Here is a 16,623-nt window from a genome sequence, read left to right as displayed (position 1 = left end):
GAGGGGTCGAGTTGTTTCTGGAGTGGCTTGACGTGGATGAGCACGGAGGATCGATGAACCAGGCGAGCGAAGCGCCCAGCGGCGCCGACGCGGCCCCTCAGCACCGCTACACCGCGGAGCTGGCGGGCCAGATCGAGCAGCGCTGGCAGGACTACTGGTCCGACCACGGCACCTACCACGCGCCGAACCCGGTCGGCCCGCTCGCGGACGACAGCGGTGACGTCGGGTCGGACAAGCTGTTCGTCCAGGACATGTTCCCGTACCCGTCGGGCGCGGGCCTGCACGTCGGGCACCCGCTGGGCTTCATCGCGACGGACGTCTTCGCGCGGTACCACCGCATGATCGGCCGGAACGTGCTGCACACGATGGGCTTCGACGCCTTCGGCCTGCCCGCCGAGCAGTACGCGGTACGCACCGGCCAGCACCCGGCGAAGACCACCGACGAGAACATCGCGACGTACCTGCGCCAGCTGCGCGGCCTGGGCTTGGGCCACGACGACCGGCGCCGGATCCGCACCACCGATCCGGAGTACTACCGCTGGACCCAGTGGATCTTCCTGCAGATCTTCAACTCCTACTACGACGACAAGGCGGACAAGGCCCGGCCCATCGTCGAGCTGGAGGCCGAGTACGCGCAGGACAAGCGCCGTACGCCCGACGGCCGCAACTGGTGCGAGCTGACCCGCGCCGAGCAGCTGGAGATCATCGACTCACACCGCCTGGTCTACATCTCCGAGGCCCCGGTGAACTGGTGCCCCGGACTGGGCACGGTGCTGTCGAACGAAGAGGTCACCTCCGACGGCCGCAGCGAACGCGGCAACTTCCCGGTGTTCCGGCGCAATCTGCGGCAGTGGATGATGCGCATCACCTCCTACGCCGACCGCCTGGTCGACGACCTGGACCTGCTGGACTGGCCCGAGAAGGTCAAGTCCATGCAGCGCAACTGGATCGGCCGCTCACACGGCGCCCAGGTCAAGTTCGAAGCGGGCGAGCAGGAGATCGAGGTCTTCACCACCCGCCCGGACACGCTGTTCGGCGCGACCTATGTGGTCGTGGCGCCGGAGAACCCGCTGGTCGAGAAGCTGACCGCGGCGACGTGGCCCGAAGGCGTCGACGCCAGGTGGACCGGCGACGCCGCGACTCCCGCCGAGGCGATCGCCGCGTACCGCGAAGCCGCGTCGCGGAAGTCCGAATTGGACCGTCAGGAGAACAAGGAGAAGACCGGCGTCTTCACCGGTTCGTACGCGGTGAATCCGGCGGACGGCAAGGAAATCCCGGTCTTCGTCGCCGACTACGTCCTGATGGGCTACGGCACCGGCGCGATCATGGCCGTCCCCGGCCAGGACACGCGTGACTGGGAATTCGCCGAGAAGTTCGGCCTGGAGATCATCCGCACCGTCCAGCCGACGGACGGTTTCGAAGGCAAGGCGTTCACCGGCGATGGTCCCGCGATCAACTCGGGCTTCTTGGACGGCATGGGCGTCGAGGAGGCCAAGAAGACGATGATCGGCTGGCTGGAGGAGCACGGCCACGGCCGCGGCACCGTCCAGTACAAGCTGCGCGACTGGCTGTTCTCGCGCCAGCGCTACTGGGGTGAGCCGTTCCCGGTCGTCTACGACGAGGACGGCCAGGTCCACGCGCTGCCGGACAGCATGCTGCCGATCGAACTGCCCGAGGTCGCCGACTACTCGCCGGTGACCTTCGACCCGGAGGACAAGGACAGCACGCCGTCGTCGCCGCTGGCCCGCGCCACCGACTGGGTCGAGGTCGAACTGGACCTGGGCAACGGCAAGAAGACCTACCGCCGCGACATCAACACCATGCCGAACTGGGCGGGTTCCTGCTGGTACCAGCTGAGGTACCTGGATCCGACCAACCAGGACACGCTGGTCGCGCCGGAGAACGAGGAGTACTGGGTCGGCCCGCGTCCCGCCGAACATGGCGTCGATGACCCGGGCGGCACGGACCTGTACGTCGGCGGCGTCGAGCACGCGGTGCTGCACCTGCTGTACTCGCGGTTCTGGCACAAGGTGCTGTTCGATCTGGGCCACGTGTCGTCCAAGGAGCCGTACCGGAAGCTGTTCAACCAGGGCTACGTCCAGGCGTACGCGTACATCGATTCCCGTGGTTTCTACGTTCCGGCCGAAGACGTCGTGGAGAAGGACGGCAAGTTCTTCTATTCCGGCGAAGAGGTCAAGCAGGAATACGGGAAGATGGGGAAGACGCAGCGCAACGTCGTCACCCCGGATGAAATGTGCGCGTCCTACGGCGCCGACACCTTCCGTTTCTATGAGATGTCGATGGGCCCGCTGGACGTCTCGCGGCCGTGGGCGACCAAGGACGTCGTTGGCGCACAACGGTTCCTGCAGCGCCTGTGGCGGCTGGTCGTCAACGAGGACACCGGTGAGCTGCGGGTGTCCACAGTGGATGCCACGGACGCCGACCGCAAGCAGCTGCACAAGGCGATCGCCGGTGTCCGCGAGGACTACGCGGAACTGCGGTTCAACACGGCCGGCGCGAAGCTGATCGAGCTGAACAACTACGTCACCAAGACCTATGGCGGCACCGATGCCACGCCGCGGGAACTGGTGGAGCCGCTGGTGCTGATGCTGGCACCGCTGGCCCCGCACCTGGCCGAGGAGCTGTGGAAGCGCCTGGGTCACGCGGATTCCCTGGTGCACGGGCCGTTCCCGGTCGTCGACGAGAAGTACCTGGTCGAGGACACCGTGGAGTACCCGATCCAGGTCAACGGCAAGGTGCGTGCCCGCGTCACCGTGCCCGCCGACGCGGGCAAGGACGCCGTGCAGGCGGCCGCGCTGACCGACGAGAAGGTCGCCGCCCTGGTCGGCGACGGCACACCGCGCAAGGTGATCGTCGTCCCGGGGCGGTTGGTCAACATCGTCCTGTAGTGCCGTGGCTGAAAGACGCCAGCGTGGAGGGTCATGAGGCGATTCGATGGAGTTGTTCAAGGACAACGAAATCGAACGGAGAACACCGCATGACCCTCGACGGCAAGGTGGCATTGGTGACCGGCGGCAGCCGCGGGATCGGTGCCGCCACGGCGATCCGGCTCGCCGAGGACGGCGCCGACATCGCGCTCACCTATCAGAACAACGCCGAACTCGCGGCCGGTGTCGTGGACGAGATCAAGGCGCTCGGCCGTCGTGCGCTGGCGATCAAGGCCGACAGCACCGACGCCGCCGCTCTGGTTTCGGCTGTCGACACGGCGGTCGCCGAGTTCGGCAGGCTCGACGTGCTGGTCAACAACGCGGGCGTCGGTTTCGTCGGCCCGCTCGACCAGACGAGCCTGGAGGACATCGACCGGGTGCTCGCGGTCAACGTCCGCGGTGTTTACGTGGCCACGCAGGCCGCGGCCCGGCACCTCGGCGACGGCGGCCGCGTGATCACCATCGGCAGCTGCGTCTCGGACCGTGTACCAGGCCCGGGGATGTCGCTGTACGCGGTGAGCAAAACCGCGCTGCTGGGCCTGACCAAGGGCCTGGCCAGGGAACTGGGGCCGCGCGGTGTCACGGTGAACCTCGTCCACCCCGGCCCGACCGACACCGACATGAACCCGGCCGACGGCCCGTACGCCGCCGACCAGCGGAGCTTGACGGTGTTCGACCGCTACGGCTCGCCGTCGGAGGTCGCCGCCACCGTGTCGTTCCTGGCACGGCCGGAAAGCAAGTACGTGACCGCCACGACCGTCTCGGTCGACGGCGGGCACGCGGCCTAGCCGGTGGTCAGGCCGATCTCGCTCGCGAGGTCGGCCAGCATCGCGTCGAAGAGGACGTCCGGTTTCGAGAACGGAATCGGATAGTTGCCGAAGACCTCGAGCGTGACGTGCCCGTAGAGCCGGGCCCAGAACTGGATCATCAGGTACGTCACGCCGAGGTCGAGCTTCTCCAGCGGGAACGTCGCACCGGACTCCTTCAGCACGGCCAGCAATTCCGCCTGGAACGACGTGAGATCGTCGCGCAGCTCGGCGGGGACCACGTCGTTCGACGGCGTCACCAGGTCGTGCATCGCGAGCACCCGGCCCGCCGCGGCGAGGAAGATCCGCCCGAACGGCTCGTCCAGCCGGTTCCCCGCGTCCCCCGACGGCGATGCGAAGACCAGCGTGAACTCCTTGGTGTGCGCGAGCGCCCACTGTCGGAAACCCTTGCAGATGGCGAAAAGCTGAAGTGCGCCCTCGTCCGGCAGCTGCGCGATGTCCTCGGCCAGTTCGGCCGCGAGATCCGCAGCGACGTCCGCGCGAAGATGCTCGACCAGATCGTCACGAGACCCGTAGTAGCGGTACAAGGCCGGCGCCGTGATGCCGAGCTCGCGTGCGATCGCCCGCAGCGTTACAGCCTCCGGACCCTGCTCGACCAGGAGCGCCCGCGCCGTCCGGCGGATGTCCTGATCGGTCGCAGCCCGCTCGCGACCCCTGCGGCTGGGGTTGTTCATCCGGGCATTCTAGGTGGTCAGTGCGCCATTACCGGGGATCAACCCAGAAGGCGAGCCTGCATCCTGGTGAGTGGCCGCAGCGCCAGGAAAATCGGAACGGCCATCCCGATCGCGACGAAGAAATGCACGATCCACGCGCCCCCCAGCGTCGGCCCGCCCCAAGTGCCCTCCGGATCGCTGCCCGACCAGAAGATCCCGTACGTCGCGATGCGCCCGACGAGGTACAAGAGCAGCGACGCGAGCGAGAACGCGATCACACTCGGACCGAAGGCCGCCACGACCCGCGGCCGTCCCCCGCTGTCGTGCCCGAGCCAGCGCCGCGCGAGCCCACGCTGAACCTTCGCGCCACCGAGGAAGCCCGGAAGGGCGAGAAGCGCGTAGATCGCGCGTTTCCAGTCCGAAATCGTCATGTTCGATACTTTATGGGTCGCTGACCTGGGTAAACCTGGGGTCGACCGCCGTATCCGGTAGGGAAAACCGGAGGCTTTCTGTGGTGATCCACACGACCGGGGTGTGGATGCGCGCGAAACGTTCCCCGACGTCAGACGGGTATGCCACACTCGGTCGCCGAATGGCTACGACGTGAACAGGGGAGGTTCGCGTGTCGAACCCTGAGCAGCTCTTCGCTGTTTCGAGGCCAAGCTGGCCGACGCCCAGCGGAAGGCGAACCAGATGCGCACCGAGATCGAAAGCGTCTCGGTGTCGGAACGCAGCAAGGACGGCCAGATCTCGGTCAAGGTCAACCACGCGGGGAACCTGGTGGGCCTGGAGATCGGCCCGTCGGTGCGGGACAACCCGGCGCTCGCGCAGGAGATCCTCCGCGTCGTCCAGAGCGCCCAGAGCAAACTGGCCGGCGCGATGCGGACCGGCGTCCCGTCCATCGCGGGCAGCGAGACGATGAACGAGCTGGTCCACCAGCTGCACAACGAGTATCCGGAACCCGAGCCGACCGGCTACGTCGAGGGCGGCCACCAGACCGTGGACGAGGACGACCGCTTCGTCGCCGAAGACGAACTCGACGCTCCTCCGCCCCCGCCTGCCCCCAAGCCACCCATGCCCCCGGCCCCTCCCGCCGCGCCGCCGCGTGCCGCGCGCAGGCAGCAGACGGACCACGAGGACGACTACTTCACCGGCGGCGACTTCCTGCGCTGAGCGGGCACTTGAGGGAGGGAAGGAACATGGGGCAGCCACAAGGACCGGGCTTTCAGGTCGATCCGGCGATTCTGCAAGCGCATCGCGACAAGCTGGATGGTCTCACCGGTCGGATCAACACCGCGCTTTCCGCCGCAGGACAGACGATGCACCCCGAGGCTTTTGGCCTGGTCGGGGTCACGCTCGCTGCTGCCTTCGCGGTCGGGCAGTCAGTCGCGGAAGAGGCGGTCAAGGCGGCCGCCGACGCCGCCGACGATCACGCCGACCGCGTCGGGACTTGGCAGCAGCGCAAGGAAATTACCGAGGACGAGTACAAAAATCTCTTCAAGGTGCAGGACTGACGCATGGCTGAGAATCCCGTGATCACCACACCGAGCCCGAACTCGCCCAATCGCTTGGTCGCCACGGACGGCGCCGCGAAAGAGAGCCCGCTCGAAGGGGCGGGCCTCCTCCAGGACTTCGGCGACGCCGCGATCAAGATGGGGTCGGGCGATTGGGGTGAAGGGCTCGCCAACCTCGCGTTGGGGGGATTTTCCCTCGCCTCGGACATGTCGGATCCGCTCGGGGCCCTCGCCAAGGCGGGGATCGGCTGGGTGATCGAACACGTGAGTTTCCTTCGGGAGCCCCTCGATTGGCTGACGGGCGATCAGGTCGCGTTGGAGAATCTGGGCGGTACCTGGAGCAATATCGGTGACGAGTTGTCGAAGGTCGCTGAAGAGCTACGGCAGGACGTGGCGAAGGACTCGGCGAACTGGATCGGCCCCGCGGCCGACGCCTACCGGGCTTTCGCGAATGATCGTGCCGACACTTACGAAGGTGTAGCGACCGGCGCACAAGGTATCTCGATCATGATCGCGTTGTGCAAGTCCATCCTCGCCGTGATCCGCAGTGTGGTGCGCGACCTCATCTCCGAGTGCGTCTGGAAGCTGATCTGGATCGTTTGCCGCTATCCCGGGCCCGCGATGCCGGCGGGCCTCGCCGCCGAGGGCGTTCCGATGGCGATCAAGTGGGCCACGAAGATCATGGACAAGGTCAAGCAGCTGACGAAGGCATTCGGCAATGGTTCGAAGCTGATCAAGCAGCTCGGCGAGATGTTCAGCCAGGCTTCGAGGCTCCTCAAGTCGGTCGATGGAAGCGCAGTGGCCAAGAACTTCGGCGAGGACGTTTCCGGATTGGCGAAGACCCTGGGCGACGACATCGCCAACCTGGGGGCGTATGCGAAGACGGCCGTCACCGACGTCTCGAAGGAGGTCGGCGACGAAGTGAGGAAGAAGGTCGCTGAGCTTCCTGCCGATATCGGCAAGGAGGCGGCGAAAGAGGCGACGAAGAAGGCAGGCGAAGCCGGCGACAAGATGATCAAGGGGGACGAGGACGACAAGAAAAAGGACGGAGTGATGGCTGACCGTCCCGATGGCGCACAAGTCCAGCCGGTGTTCGACCAGCCTGGTGGCCAACGGATATCGGGGTCGATCTAGGCCTGAACCGCACTGTTCGGTTTCCGGAGGTAACCATCAGATCCGCTGGCAAGACCGCGGCCGCTTGCGCTGCGGCGTGGATGTTGCTCGTCCTGTTCCTGCTCGGCGTCGTGACGCTGTTTCGCTTGTCTGGCGTCCCCGCGACGACTACCGGCTCCGACTCGGCGGGCGCGGACGCCACGGCGTTAGTCGCTGAATGTGCGGAACAAGGGCCGGTTTCGCTCAAGGGCGCCGGTTTCTACTGGGAATGCACGGCAGAGGTGCAGGCGAGTCCCGAGCGGCAGGCGCGCCGTATCGAGTTCGGGCCCGACGAGTTGACCCCTGCCGATCGCGAGCGACCGATCTTCGTCAAGTACGCGAACGGTGATTGGCAGCGCAACATCGCGCATCCGTATGTGTTTCTCCGGGTTGTCGGACCGATAGCCGTCGGTGGCCTCGCTTTTCTCGTCTACGCCATCGGGATCAGGTCCATCGCCGGTTGGTTCGTGCCGTCGTTCACACGCAAGAAGCCCGCTCACCCCACGGTCGTGTCGCGCGAACTTCCCCTGGACCTGGCTTTCCCGGTTCCGGACGGTGGGGATCCAAAAGGCGTGTTCGCCGCGTTCACGTTCCTGACGGTGCTGGGAACCGGGTTGCTCGTGATGGCGGGAACGATGATCGTGGCCGTCTTCCGCCTGATGCCGGACAACTGGACCGCCTATGTCGTGGCTTTGCCGTTCGGCCTGCTGGGCGGGTCGGTGCTTGTGGCCATCCCATCCGCACGGCGCAGAATGAAGGTGGCGCAAGGAGCATCGGTCATCCCGGCCCGATTGACCGTTCGGGGTTTCCAGCAGACGGCACGGGACGGCTCACCGAAGCAGCTTCACTGGTCCAAGATCAAGAAGTTCGTTTTCGAGGAACGCCCGGGCGATCTGGTCGAGGTGCATCTCTCAGTTGTCAATGACGACGTGGTCGTGGACCTGGCCGAGCCGTTTCGTGCCCGATCACGTCATGGCTACCTGCTCAGCCCGTACGTGCCTCTCCACGAAGCCGAGCATCTGTCCAAAGTGGTGGAGAACTTCAAGCCGGGGTTGACCAGGTGGCCGACCCGCGAGATCACTCGAGGTGGACTCGGTTTGATCGGGCCGGTGAAGAGCACGGTCGTCCGGTTGAGGCGAAAGGCCGGGGCAACCGTTCAGGTGGACACCCGGGTTTCCTCCAGCCGTCCATCGGTATTCCGTGTCTTGCTGATGCTGACGACCTGCGCTCTGGTGATCTGGTCCTTGTCCATCGGCGCCTCGGGCGGGACGTCCGTGAACCTGTTCGTCATCTCTGCACTGATGGTGGTCTACCTCGCCGTGTCCCTGTATCGAGGTCGGCGTGGGACCTTCGTGGTTCGCCGGAATTCACTGATCTGGCGCGAAACCGGGAAGAACGAAATCCTGGTCGATCTCGCGAGTGTCGACGGCATAGTCGTGAAGCCAGTGACTTCCGGCAACGGCCGGTGGTACTACTCCTTGCACGTGAAACCCCGCGAAGGTGACGAGTACCAGCTTGTCGACAAGGTCGGCCGTGCCGCGGCGAAACGAGTCTTACGAGCGGCCGGGCGTGCTGTTGTCCCCCAGGGCTGACGCAGCAAGGTGGGAATATCCGACGCCCGCTGAAACGGGGCGCCGCCGGCGCCGATCACTCGGGGGGCTACGTGATCGACGCCGGCGACCCGATGCCCCGCTCCCGGCTCTCACCGGGATCGGGGCAACGTCACCGCGTGAACGCGGCAACGCATCTCAAGAGCGGGCGTGATCGCCGAAGTGACGCCCGGGGGAAGGTTATCCCCCGAAAGAGTGACGGCGTTCCGCTGCTCGCCTGATTGTCGCACTACGCGCCGGGAAAGTTACAAAGTTCTTCACATCTTCGCCTGGTGAAGGGACATGACCGGACAACTCCTGGTCATGGCATGGTTTCCTCCATGACTTCTCAGGTGCTGGTCATCGGGTCCGCCAATGCCGATCTCGTCGTTCCGGTCGACCGGCGACCCGGGGGTGGCGAAACCGTACTCGGTGGCGACACGGTCTTGTCACCGGGTGGCAAAGGCGCCAACACCGCGGTCGCCGCGGCTCGGCTCGGGGCCGACGTCGCGCTGCTGGGGGCGGTCGGCGACGACCCGTACGGTGAATTGCTGAAGCGTTCGCTCGGCGAGTCCGGGGTGAACACGACGCTGTTGCGCACGAGCGAGCGTCCTACCGGGATCGCGTACATCACGGTCACGCCCGACGGTGAGAACTCGATTCTCGTCTCGCCCGGCGCCAACTCCGGTTTGCGGGCCGAGGACATCGATCTCGACGGTGTCGAGATCGTGGTGCTGTCGCTGGAGATTCCACTCGAAACCGTCGAGCACGCCGTGGCGAAGGCGGCCGAGGCCGGAGTCCGGACGCTGCTGAACCTGTCGCCGGCTGCCGAGCTTTCCGCGAAAACACTCGAGAGCCTCGACGTCCTGCTGGTCAACGAGCACGAGGCGGCGTTCCTCCTCGATGGCGAGGCCGACTTCCCCAAGCTGCTCGACCTCGGTCCGAAGGCCGCCGTCGTGACGCTCGGCGCGAAGGGGGCCGCGGTGGTGACCGCGGACGGTGTGACGGAGGTGTCGTCGCCGAAGGTCGAGGCTGTCGACACCACGGGCGCAGGTGACGCCTTCGCGGGTGCGCTCGCCACGTCGCTCGCGAAGGGCGACGAGTTGGCTGACGCGGCTCGTACGGCAGTGAAAGTGGCGGCGATCACTGTGACCCGTCAGGGGGCACAGCCGTCCTATCCGACGGCATCCGAACTGGAATGATGTCTTCTTCTGTGTTGTGCTGTTGGCTATGAGCCAGGTCACCTCCCCTATGAGATATGGTCTAGACCATGCCGTCTGAGTCACTGACCGGGGTCGCCGTCAGTCCCGGCCGCGCGAGCGGTCCTGTCGTCCGAGTCGCCGAACCCCTCGGCGAACCCGCGAGCACACCGGCACCGGCCGATCCCGCCGCCGAGGCCGCCCGGATCGGCCCGGCCGCGCAGATCGTGGCGGCCCGGCTCGAGAAGCTGGCCGAGACCGCGACGGGCGAGGCCGCGACGATCCTCATCACCACCGCGGCGATGGCGGCCGACCCGGCGCTCGTCTCCTCGGCGGAGCAGCTGGTCAAAAACGAGAACCTGCCCGCGCCGCGTGCGGTTCATCAGGCGGCGGGGAAGTTCGCCGACGCGCTCGCGGCCGCGGGTGGCTACATGGCTGAGCGGGCCCGCGACGTACTCGACGTGCGCGACAGGCTCGTCGCCGAACTGCTCGGCATCGCGCCTCCGGGCGTGCCCGATCTGGACTCGCCGAGCGTGCTCGTCGCGCGCGACCTCGCGCCCGCCGACACCGCCGGGCTCGACCCCGAGAAGGTGCTCGCGCTCGTCACCGAGGAGGGCGGCCCCACCAGTCACACCGCGATCCTCGCCCGCGCGCTCGGCATTCCCGCCGTCGTCGCGGTCCGCGGGGTGCTCGCACTCGACGCGCAAGCGCTTGCGGTGGACGGTGGCACCGGCGTGGTCGAGGTCGCGGACCCGGACGCCGAGATCGTCACGGCGGCCAAGACCGGCGCGATCGAATGGGACGGCACCGGCGCGACCGCCGACGGCCATCGCGTGAAGGTGCTCGGCAACGTCGGTTCCGCCACCGACGCCCAGTCCGCGGCCGAGGCGGGCGCCGAAGGCGTCGGTCTCTTCCGCACCGAGTTCTGCTACCTCGACGCCTCCGCCGAGCCGAGCGTCGAAGAGCAGCGCAAGGCCTACACGGCCGTGCTCTCGCCGTTCCGCGGCAAGCCGGTCGTCGTCCGCACCCTCGACGCGGGCGCAGACAAGCCTCTCGCTTTCCTGGAGCCCGAAGCCGAGCCCAACCCCGCGCTCGGCGTACGCGGCCTTCGCGTCGCTTTCGACCGGCCCGAGATCCTCGATCGCCAGCTCGAGGCCATCGCGGGTGCTGCCCGGGATTCCGGTGCCGAAGTGTCGGTGATGGCGCCGATGGTCGCCACCGCCGCCGAGGCAGCGTGGTTCGCCGAGCGCGTCCGTGCCGCCGGTATCGCCCGCGCGGGTGTGATGATCGAGATCCCGGCCGCCGCGCTGACCGCCCGCGAGATCCTCGACGTGGTCGACTTCGTCTCCGTCGGCACCAACGACCTCGCGCAGTACACCTTCGCCGCGGATCGCCAGCTCGGCGCGGTCGCCAAGCTCAACGACCCGTGGCAGCCGGGGCTGCTGCGCCTGCTCAGGGTCATCGGCCAGGCAGCCAAGGACACCGGCAAACCCGCCGGCGTCTGCGGTGAGGCCGCCGCCGATCCGCGGCTCGCGCTGGTCCTTGCCGGGCTCGGCCTGACGAGTCTGTCCATGAACGCTCCGGCGGTCCGGGCGGTGGGCGCGAGCCTGGCCGCCACGACGCTGGCCGAATGCGAGGCGCTCGCCGACGCGGTCTTGGCCACGTCGGACCCGGTCGAGGCCAGGGCGGCCGCCGCCCAGCGGTAGCAAAGGTCCCCTGCTCCGCGCTGGGCATCGCGACCGTCGGGACGCCGGGCAACGCCGTCGTCCAGGCTCGCCTCGCCCACGCGGGCCTAACCGAAGAAGCCCCGCCGCGGGTACTTGATGATCAGCGACCCGCCGTGCACGCGCCCGGTGATGACGAACCGGGGCGTGCCGGGGCGGCCGTTCGACCGGGTCCGGTCGTCGAGGTTGCCGAACTTGATGTCGGTGATCGAGTTGGTGTCGACGGCGCCGTTCTCGGGGATGGTGATCTCCACCGGCCCCCATTTGGCCTGCAGTTCGATGTGCACCACCGGATGCTGGATCTCCGCCTGGGAGAAGTCCAGTTTCGTCGCGCCGTACTTGTTCCGGATCACCATCGACTCGGGGACCAGCCAGTTCCCGTCGCGCTGCAACGCCGAGTACTTGCCGTTGAGCTCCATGGCCCGCCCGGACTGCTGGCCGTAGGCGTGCGGGCCGGGTGGCGACCACGGGTTCTGCTGCTGACGCGGCACCATTCCCGCTTCGGGATGCACCAGCCCCGGCAGATCCGTGAGCACCGCGTTCAGCTCACCGCGGGTCTTCGAGGCGAGGGCGCGGTCCGTTCGCTCGGTGAACTCGTCGAGGTTCAGCATCCCGAGGCCGATCGCCTTCTGCAGCACTTCGATGACGTGTTCGCGCTCCGCGTCGGAGACCCGGATGTCCCGTCCGGTCAACGGCTTGGTTTCGGTCGTCGGCTGCTCTTCCTCGCCCATGCCTGGAATGGTAGAACCGGATCTCACGCGCGAGATCGGGGAAATACCCTGAACAGACCCGCATTTCTCCCCTGTACCGCCCTGGTGGCGGCGGTCTTGCTGGCCGGCTGCGGTCCGGTGATCGGTGGCCCCGCGCCGCACCCTCCCGAGCCCACCGCCCCGCCACCATCGCGAATCGAAGGCGAACCGGTGGACTACAGCGGTTTCCGGCTCGTCATGTCGACTTCGCCGCCTTCGGTCCTCGACCCCGCTACCGGTGTTACGACGCCGTTGCCCGGCGCTCCGGGCGGGGACCGGGTCAACGAAGTCCTGCGGGTGGGCAAGTTCCCGGTCGTGCTGTCGGCCGCCCGCTGCGGGCCGTCGTGTTTGGAGCCGTCCGAAGTGTTCGTCTACGTGAACACCGGGAACCAGCCGTGGAAGCTGGGCAAGGCCCGCAGCGTGGCCCCGTCGGCCGACGAGAGCGGCGTCTGGCTGATCCGCGACGACGGCAACGACCTGTGCCGTCTCCAGTACGTCTCCCTGCTCGGCGCCGAACGCGACCGCGGCCGCCCGGCCAGCTGCACGACGGCGGTGCGCCAGGAGGTGCCGAAGGGCCTGCTGATCACGGTGAACAGCGGCACGGCCACCGCCGAGGACGTGCTGATCGATCCCGCCACCGGCCGGGCCGTGCACCAGTTCCCTCGGGTACTGGCGATCACCAAGGACCGGATGCTGCTCGCCGAGCTGACCGAGTTCTCCGTACTCGACCTGCGCAACGATCAGCGCATGCCGGTCGAGCGGCCGGTGGCCAACGGCACGCCCGGCCACGTGGTGCCGAGTCGCGACGGCTACCAGGCCGCCGTGCTGTTCGGCGACCCGGCCTGGGCCGGGACGAGTACGCAGACCGCCGACGTCTGGGTGCTCGCCCTCGACACCCTGACCTGGACGCGAGCGCCGTCGATGCCGATCGCGACCCCGCTCAACCAGGTCGCGATCGAATGGTCCGAGGACGACGCGCTGGTGATCGCCACCGACGTCGTCGCGAGTTGGCGCCTCGACCGGCCGCGGTGGACGATCGTCAAGACGCCGTTGCCCGCCGACCGGAACCGGCAGGTGGTGGCCGTCCCCCAGGGCTGAGTCACTCGGTGCTATTCCACGTCGAGCCCGTGTTCGATGGCGTAGCGGGCGAGTTCGACGCGGTTGTGCAGCTGGAGTTTCCGCAGCGTCGACTGGACGTGGTTCTCCACCGTCCGATGCGACAGCACGAGCTTCTCGGCGATCTGCCGCGCCGTCATCCCCTTCGCGACCAGTCGCAGGACGTCGGTCTCGCGTTCGGTCAGCCGCGGCGGGGCGGGCCCGTCGGCCGGGGCGTCGGCCATGCGGCGGTATTCGCCGAGCACGAGCCCCGCGAGCCCGGCGGTGAACACCGGATCCCCCGCGGCCGTCCGCTTGACCGCGTCCACCAGTTCGCTCGCCGAAGCCGATTTGACCAGATACCCGGACGCCCCGGCCTTCACCGCCTCGAGGACGTCACTGTGCTCGCCGCTCGCGGACAGCACCAGGACCTTGGTCGACGGCAGCTCCGCGGTGATCTCGCGGGTGGCGTCGACCCCCGACGTCTCGCCGAGGTTGAGGTCCATCAGCACGACGTCCGGCCGGACCGCGCGCGCGATCCGCACCGCGGCCGGCGCGTCCGGCGCGGTGGCCCGCACGTCGAAACCGTGCTCGGCCAGGTCACGCGCGACCCCGTCCCGCCACATCGGATGATCGTCGACCACCATCACCGACACTCCAGGTGCACCGGTCATCGCTTTCCCCTCGCCGCGACTGGAACCTTGACTTCCCATTCCGTGCCCTGGCCCGGCGCGGTGTCCAGGACGACGCTTCCGCCCAGATCCCGCACGCGGCCCTTGATGGACTCCGCGATACCTAGATGTCCCTCGGCCGCCGCTCGTTCCAGTTCGCCGGGCTCGATTCCGGGACCGTCGTCGCGGACGCTGACCACGACCTCGGTGCCGAGGTCCTCCAGCAGCACCCAAGCATGCGCTTCCGGGCCCGCGTGTTTCTCGACGTTCAGCAGCGCCTCGCGGGCCACCGCCACCAGTTCCGCGGTCACGTGCTCCGGCAGCCGGACCTCGCCGGCGGGCGTCGAGACCTGCACCGACGGCGTCGCGAGCAGTTGCAGCGCGGCCCGGAGATCGGTGGTCCCGTTCGCGCTCGGGCGGGTCGGCTCGGTGGTGACCAGCGCCCGGAGCGCGATCTCCTGCTCACCGGCCAGTTTCGCCAGCTCGGCGGCCTCCCCGCCGAATTCGGCGCCGCGTTTGCGCACCCTGGCGAGCACCTGGAGGACGCTGTCGTGGATCGAGCGGGCGAGCCGTTCCCGTTCGGCCGTCGCGGCCTCCATGCGCAATGCCCTGGTCAGCGCGTCCGCGGACCGGCGGGCCATGGTCGCGGCCAGCCCGATCACGAACCCGCTCGCGGTCAGCAGGAAACCGTCCCGGGCGACGTCGACGTCGAACCGCCAGCGCACCAGCCCGGTGACCACCGAGACCACCAGCCCGGCGAGCACCCCGCCGAGCGCGCCGAACCGCGTCCCGGCCGCCGCGGGCGGGACCGCCGCCCACACTGTCGTGATGAGCGGGGTGTTGGCGTCGAACTGTTCGGTGGACAGGATCCACGCCGACGTGAACATCAGGGCGACGGTCACCGCGAGATCGACGCCGACCAGCCACGGCCAGCGGCTCGACGGCCGCGCGTAGAACACGCTGCTGAGCACCGTCCACGCCGCCATCACGCCGAACGCCACCCACGCCAGCCACTGCTTCGCGTAGCCGTCGTAGTGGACGATGAACGAGCCGAGCGCGAAGAGCAGCGTCGTCACGCGAAGCACGATCACCCCGCGCCACAGCGGAGTGGCCGGGTCCCGCGTGCCGAGCGCCGAGACGGCTCGCCAGAGCCGGGTGGCGGTCACGACTCTGCTTCGGCCGTTTTCCCGGCGTCGTTCGGCTGCGCCGCCTGATCCCGCAGGACGTCGATCTCCTCCGGATCGGGATCCTGTTCGTGCAGCAGCGACCGGATGCCGGCGTTGAGCACCGCGAGCAGCGGCACCGACAGCAGCGCGCCGGGGATACCGGCGGCGACCAGGCCCGCGGTGATCGCGAGCACCACCGCGAGCGGGTGCAGCTTGACCGCGCGGCCGAGCAGGATCGGCTGCAGCACGTGGCTTTCCAGCTGCATGACACCGATGACGATGGCCAGCACGATCAGCGCGCCGACGACGCCCTTCGTCACCAGCGCGATCAGCACGGCCACCGCGCCGGCGATCACGGCGCCGATGATCGGGATGAACGCGCCGAGGAAGACCAGCGTCGCCAGCGGGATCACCAGCGGCACGCCGACGATCGCCAGCCCGACGCCGATGCCGACCGCGTCGACCACGGCCACCGCCGCCGTCGCGCGGACGTAGCTGACCAGCGACGCGAACCCGCGCCGCCCGGCGACGTCGACCCGGTTGCGCACTCGGCCGGGCACGCCGCGCACGAGGAACTTCCAGATCTGGTCGCCGCCGGAGAGGAAGAAGATGAGGATGAACAGCGTCAGGATGAAGCCGGTGACGATCTCGCCGACCGTGCCCGCCGTGGTGAGCGCGGTGGTGGTGATCGACGCCTGGTTGTTCTGCAGGAAGCCGATCGCCTGGTTGATGAACTCCTGGATCTGCTCCTGGCGCAGGTGCAGCGGCCCGTCGATCAGCCAGGTCTTGATCTGGTTGAGGCTTTCGGTCAGCTGTTTCTGCAACTCCGGCAGGCCGGAGGAGAACTGCGCGACGACGAACGTCAGCAGCCCGCCGAGTACCGCGAGCCCCGCGATCAGCACGATCCCGGCCGCGAGCCCGCGCGGGAACTTCAGCAGCATCAGTTTCGACACCGCGGGCGCGAGCAGCGCGGCGAGCAGCAGCGCGATCGACAGCGGGATGACGACCACCGACAGGTAGCCGATCAGGAACACGATGACGTAGAGTGCGGCGATCACCACGATGAACCGCCACGACAACGCGGCGCCGATCCGCAGGCCGCGGGGCACCAGGCTGGTGACGTCTTCGGTGGATTCGGAGAGGAACGGGTTCGCCGGGTCGAATTCCGGCCGTTCGGGCTGTTTGCGCTGGGGCTCGCTCACGTGCTCACCGTATCGGTCCGGGGCGGCGTTCCTGACCATTCCGGGCAACGCGCACGGTCGAATTCGCCCAAAGCGACGCTTGACACACCGCACGATGATCAACTCAGAAGTAACCGGGCGCCGCCAGCGTTGAT

At 68.1% G+C, this 16,623-nt stretch carries 15 protein-coding genes; 9 read left to right on the top strand and 6 right to left on the bottom strand.

Going from position 1 to position 16,623, the window contains the following annotated elements; translation table 11 throughout:
- Positions 1-53 precede the first annotated feature (53 nt).
- Both leuS and BS329_RS25660 read left to right on the top strand, forming a co-directional pair.
- A complete protein-coding gene (gene leuS / locus BS329_RS25665; protein WP_076163825.1) occupies positions 54-2,909 on the top strand; it encodes a leucine--tRNA ligase in 2,856 nt (951 codons plus the stop codon).
- 89 nt (positions 2,910-2,998) lie between these two features.
- Positions 2,999-3,736 carry a 3-oxoacyl-ACP reductase family protein gene (locus BS329_RS25660; protein ID WP_076163824.1) on the top strand — a complete coding sequence of 246 codons (738 nt, stop codon included), beginning with the start codon at positions 2,999-3,001 and terminating at the stop codon, positions 3,734-3,736.
- Here BS329_RS25660 and BS329_RS25655 read toward each other — a convergent pair.
- Both BS329_RS25655 and BS329_RS25650 read right to left on the bottom strand, forming a co-directional pair.
- Entirely contained in the window at positions 3,733-4,449 is a 717-nt protein-coding gene (locus tag BS329_RS25655; RefSeq protein WP_076163823.1) for a TetR/AcrR family transcriptional regulator, read from the bottom strand. The two genes, BS329_RS25660 and BS329_RS25655, sit on opposite strands and share 4 nt — an antisense overlap.
- 38 nt (positions 4,450-4,487) lie before the next feature.
- Positions 4,488-4,859, bottom strand: coding sequence for a hypothetical protein (locus tag BS329_RS25650; protein ID WP_076163822.1), 372 nt, complete (start codon positions 4,857-4,859; stop codon positions 4,488-4,490).
- A gap of 262 nt (positions 4,860-5,121) precedes the next feature.
- On the opposite strand from BS329_RS25650, the gene BS329_RS25645 reads away from it, so the two are divergent.
- From BS329_RS25645 to ptsP, 6 genes are all read left to right on the top strand, one after another.
- Entirely contained in the window at positions 5,122-5,601 is a 480-nt protein-coding gene (locus BS329_RS25645; protein ID WP_244197292.1) for a YbaB/EbfC family nucleoid-associated protein, read from the top strand.
- Between the two features lie 26 nt (positions 5,602-5,627).
- Positions 5,628-5,942, top strand: coding sequence for a type VII secretion target (locus BS329_RS25640; RefSeq protein ID WP_076163820.1), 315 nt, complete (start codon positions 5,628-5,630; stop codon positions 5,940-5,942).
- A gap of 18 nt (positions 5,943-5,960) precedes the next feature.
- On the top strand, positions 5,961-7,076 hold the full coding sequence (locus tag BS329_RS25635; RefSeq protein WP_143253198.1) for a WXG100 family type VII secretion target: 1,116 nt from the start codon (positions 5,961-5,963) through the stop codon (positions 7,074-7,076).
- Positions 7,061-8,686 carry a DUF6346 domain-containing protein gene (locus BS329_RS25630; RefSeq protein ID WP_425266381.1) on the top strand — a complete coding sequence of 542 codons (1,626 nt, stop codon included), beginning with the start codon at positions 7,061-7,063 and terminating at the stop codon, positions 8,684-8,686. Before BS329_RS25635 ends, BS329_RS25630 begins: the two co-directional genes overlap by 16 nt.
- Positions 8,687-9,024: 338 nt before the next feature.
- Positions 9,025-9,885, top strand: coding sequence for a ribokinase (locus BS329_RS25625; RefSeq protein WP_076163817.1), 861 nt, complete (start codon positions 9,025-9,027; stop codon positions 9,883-9,885).
- A gap of 68 nt (positions 9,886-9,953) precedes the next feature.
- A complete protein-coding gene (gene ptsP / locus BS329_RS25620) occupies positions 9,954-11,588 on the top strand; it encodes a phosphoenolpyruvate--protein phosphotransferase (protein ID WP_076163816.1) in 1,635 nt (544 codons plus the stop codon).
- Positions 11,589-11,674: 86 nt separating this feature from the next.
- Here ptsP and BS329_RS25615 read toward each other — a convergent pair whose 3' ends face one another.
- Positions 11,675-12,337: a DUF1707 SHOCT-like domain-containing protein gene (locus tag BS329_RS25615; RefSeq protein WP_076163815.1), complete on the bottom strand. Its 663-nt coding sequence runs from the start codon at positions 12,335-12,337 to the stop codon at positions 11,675-11,677.
- A 189-nt stretch (positions 12,338-12,526) separates the two neighbouring features.
- Here BS329_RS25615 and BS329_RS25610 point away from each other — a divergent pair, with 189 nt between their 5' ends.
- A complete protein-coding gene (locus BS329_RS25610; protein WP_076164400.1) occupies positions 12,527-13,453 on the top strand; it encodes a hypothetical protein in 927 nt (308 codons plus the stop codon).
- An 11-nt stretch (positions 13,454-13,464) separates the two neighbouring features.
- Here BS329_RS25610 and BS329_RS25605 read toward each other — a convergent pair whose 3' ends face one another.
- The 3 genes from BS329_RS25605 to BS329_RS25595 are packed head-to-tail and all read right to left on the bottom strand — an operon-like array spanning position 13,465 to position 16,489.
- Positions 13,465-14,124 (bottom strand): response regulator, encoded by a 660-nt coding sequence (locus BS329_RS25605; RefSeq protein ID WP_076163814.1) that lies wholly within the window; start codon positions 14,122-14,124, stop codon positions 13,465-13,467.
- The gene (gene macS, locus BS329_RS25600) at positions 14,121-15,287 is read right to left on the bottom strand and encodes a MacS family sensor histidine kinase (protein ID WP_076163813.1); all 1,167 of its coding nucleotides are present in this window, start codon (positions 15,285-15,287) and stop codon (positions 14,121-14,123) included. Before macS ends, BS329_RS25605 begins: the two co-directional genes overlap by 4 nt.
- The gene (locus BS329_RS25595) at positions 15,284-16,489 is read right to left on the bottom strand and encodes an AI-2E family transporter (protein ID WP_076164398.1); all 1,206 of its coding nucleotides are present in this window, start codon (positions 16,487-16,489) and stop codon (positions 15,284-15,286) included. Before BS329_RS25595 ends, macS begins: the two co-directional genes overlap by 4 nt.
- Positions 16,490-16,623: the final 134 nt, after the last annotated feature.

It is taken from the genome of Amycolatopsis coloradensis (genome assembly GCF_001953865.1).
In the GTDB taxonomy this organism is placed as follows: domain Bacteria; phylum Actinomycetota; class Actinomycetes; order Mycobacteriales; family Pseudonocardiaceae; genus Amycolatopsis; species Amycolatopsis coloradensis.
Note: the sequence above shows the minus strand (reverse complement) of the source record. Positions and strands in the feature narration are given on the sequence as shown.

Coding starts and splice junctions, on each gene's coding strand:
- leuS (WP_076163825.1), top strand. CDS start 54: ATGAACCAGGCGAGCGAAGCGCCCAGCGGCGCCGACGCGGCCCCTCAG.
- BS329_RS25660 (WP_076163824.1), top strand. CDS start 2,999: ATGACCCTCGACGGCAAGGTGGCATTGGTGACCGGCGGCAGCCGCGGG.
- BS329_RS25655 (WP_076163823.1), bottom strand. CDS start 4,449: ATGAACAACCCCAGCCGCAGGGGTCGCGAGCGGGCTGCGACCGATCAG.
- BS329_RS25650 (WP_076163822.1), bottom strand. CDS start 4,859: ATGACGATTTCGGACTGGAAACGCGCGATCTACGCGCTTCTCGCCCTT.
- BS329_RS25645 (WP_244197292.1), top strand. CDS start 5,122: ATGCGCACCGAGATCGAAAGCGTCTCGGTGTCGGAACGCAGCAAGGAC.
- BS329_RS25640 (WP_076163820.1), top strand. CDS start 5,628: ATGGGGCAGCCACAAGGACCGGGCTTTCAGGTCGATCCGGCGATTCTG.
- BS329_RS25625 (WP_076163817.1), top strand. CDS start 9,025: ATGACTTCTCAGGTGCTGGTCATCGGGTCCGCCAATGCCGATCTCGTC.
- ptsP (WP_076163816.1), top strand. CDS start 9,954: ATGCCGTCTGAGTCACTGACCGGGGTCGCCGTCAGTCCCGGCCGCGCG.
- BS329_RS25615 (WP_076163815.1), bottom strand. CDS start 12,337: ATGGGCGAGGAAGAGCAGCCGACGACCGAAACCAAGCCGTTGACCGGA.
- BS329_RS25605 (WP_076163814.1), bottom strand. CDS start 14,124: ATGACCGGTGCACCTGGAGTGTCGGTGATGGTGGTCGACGATCATCCG.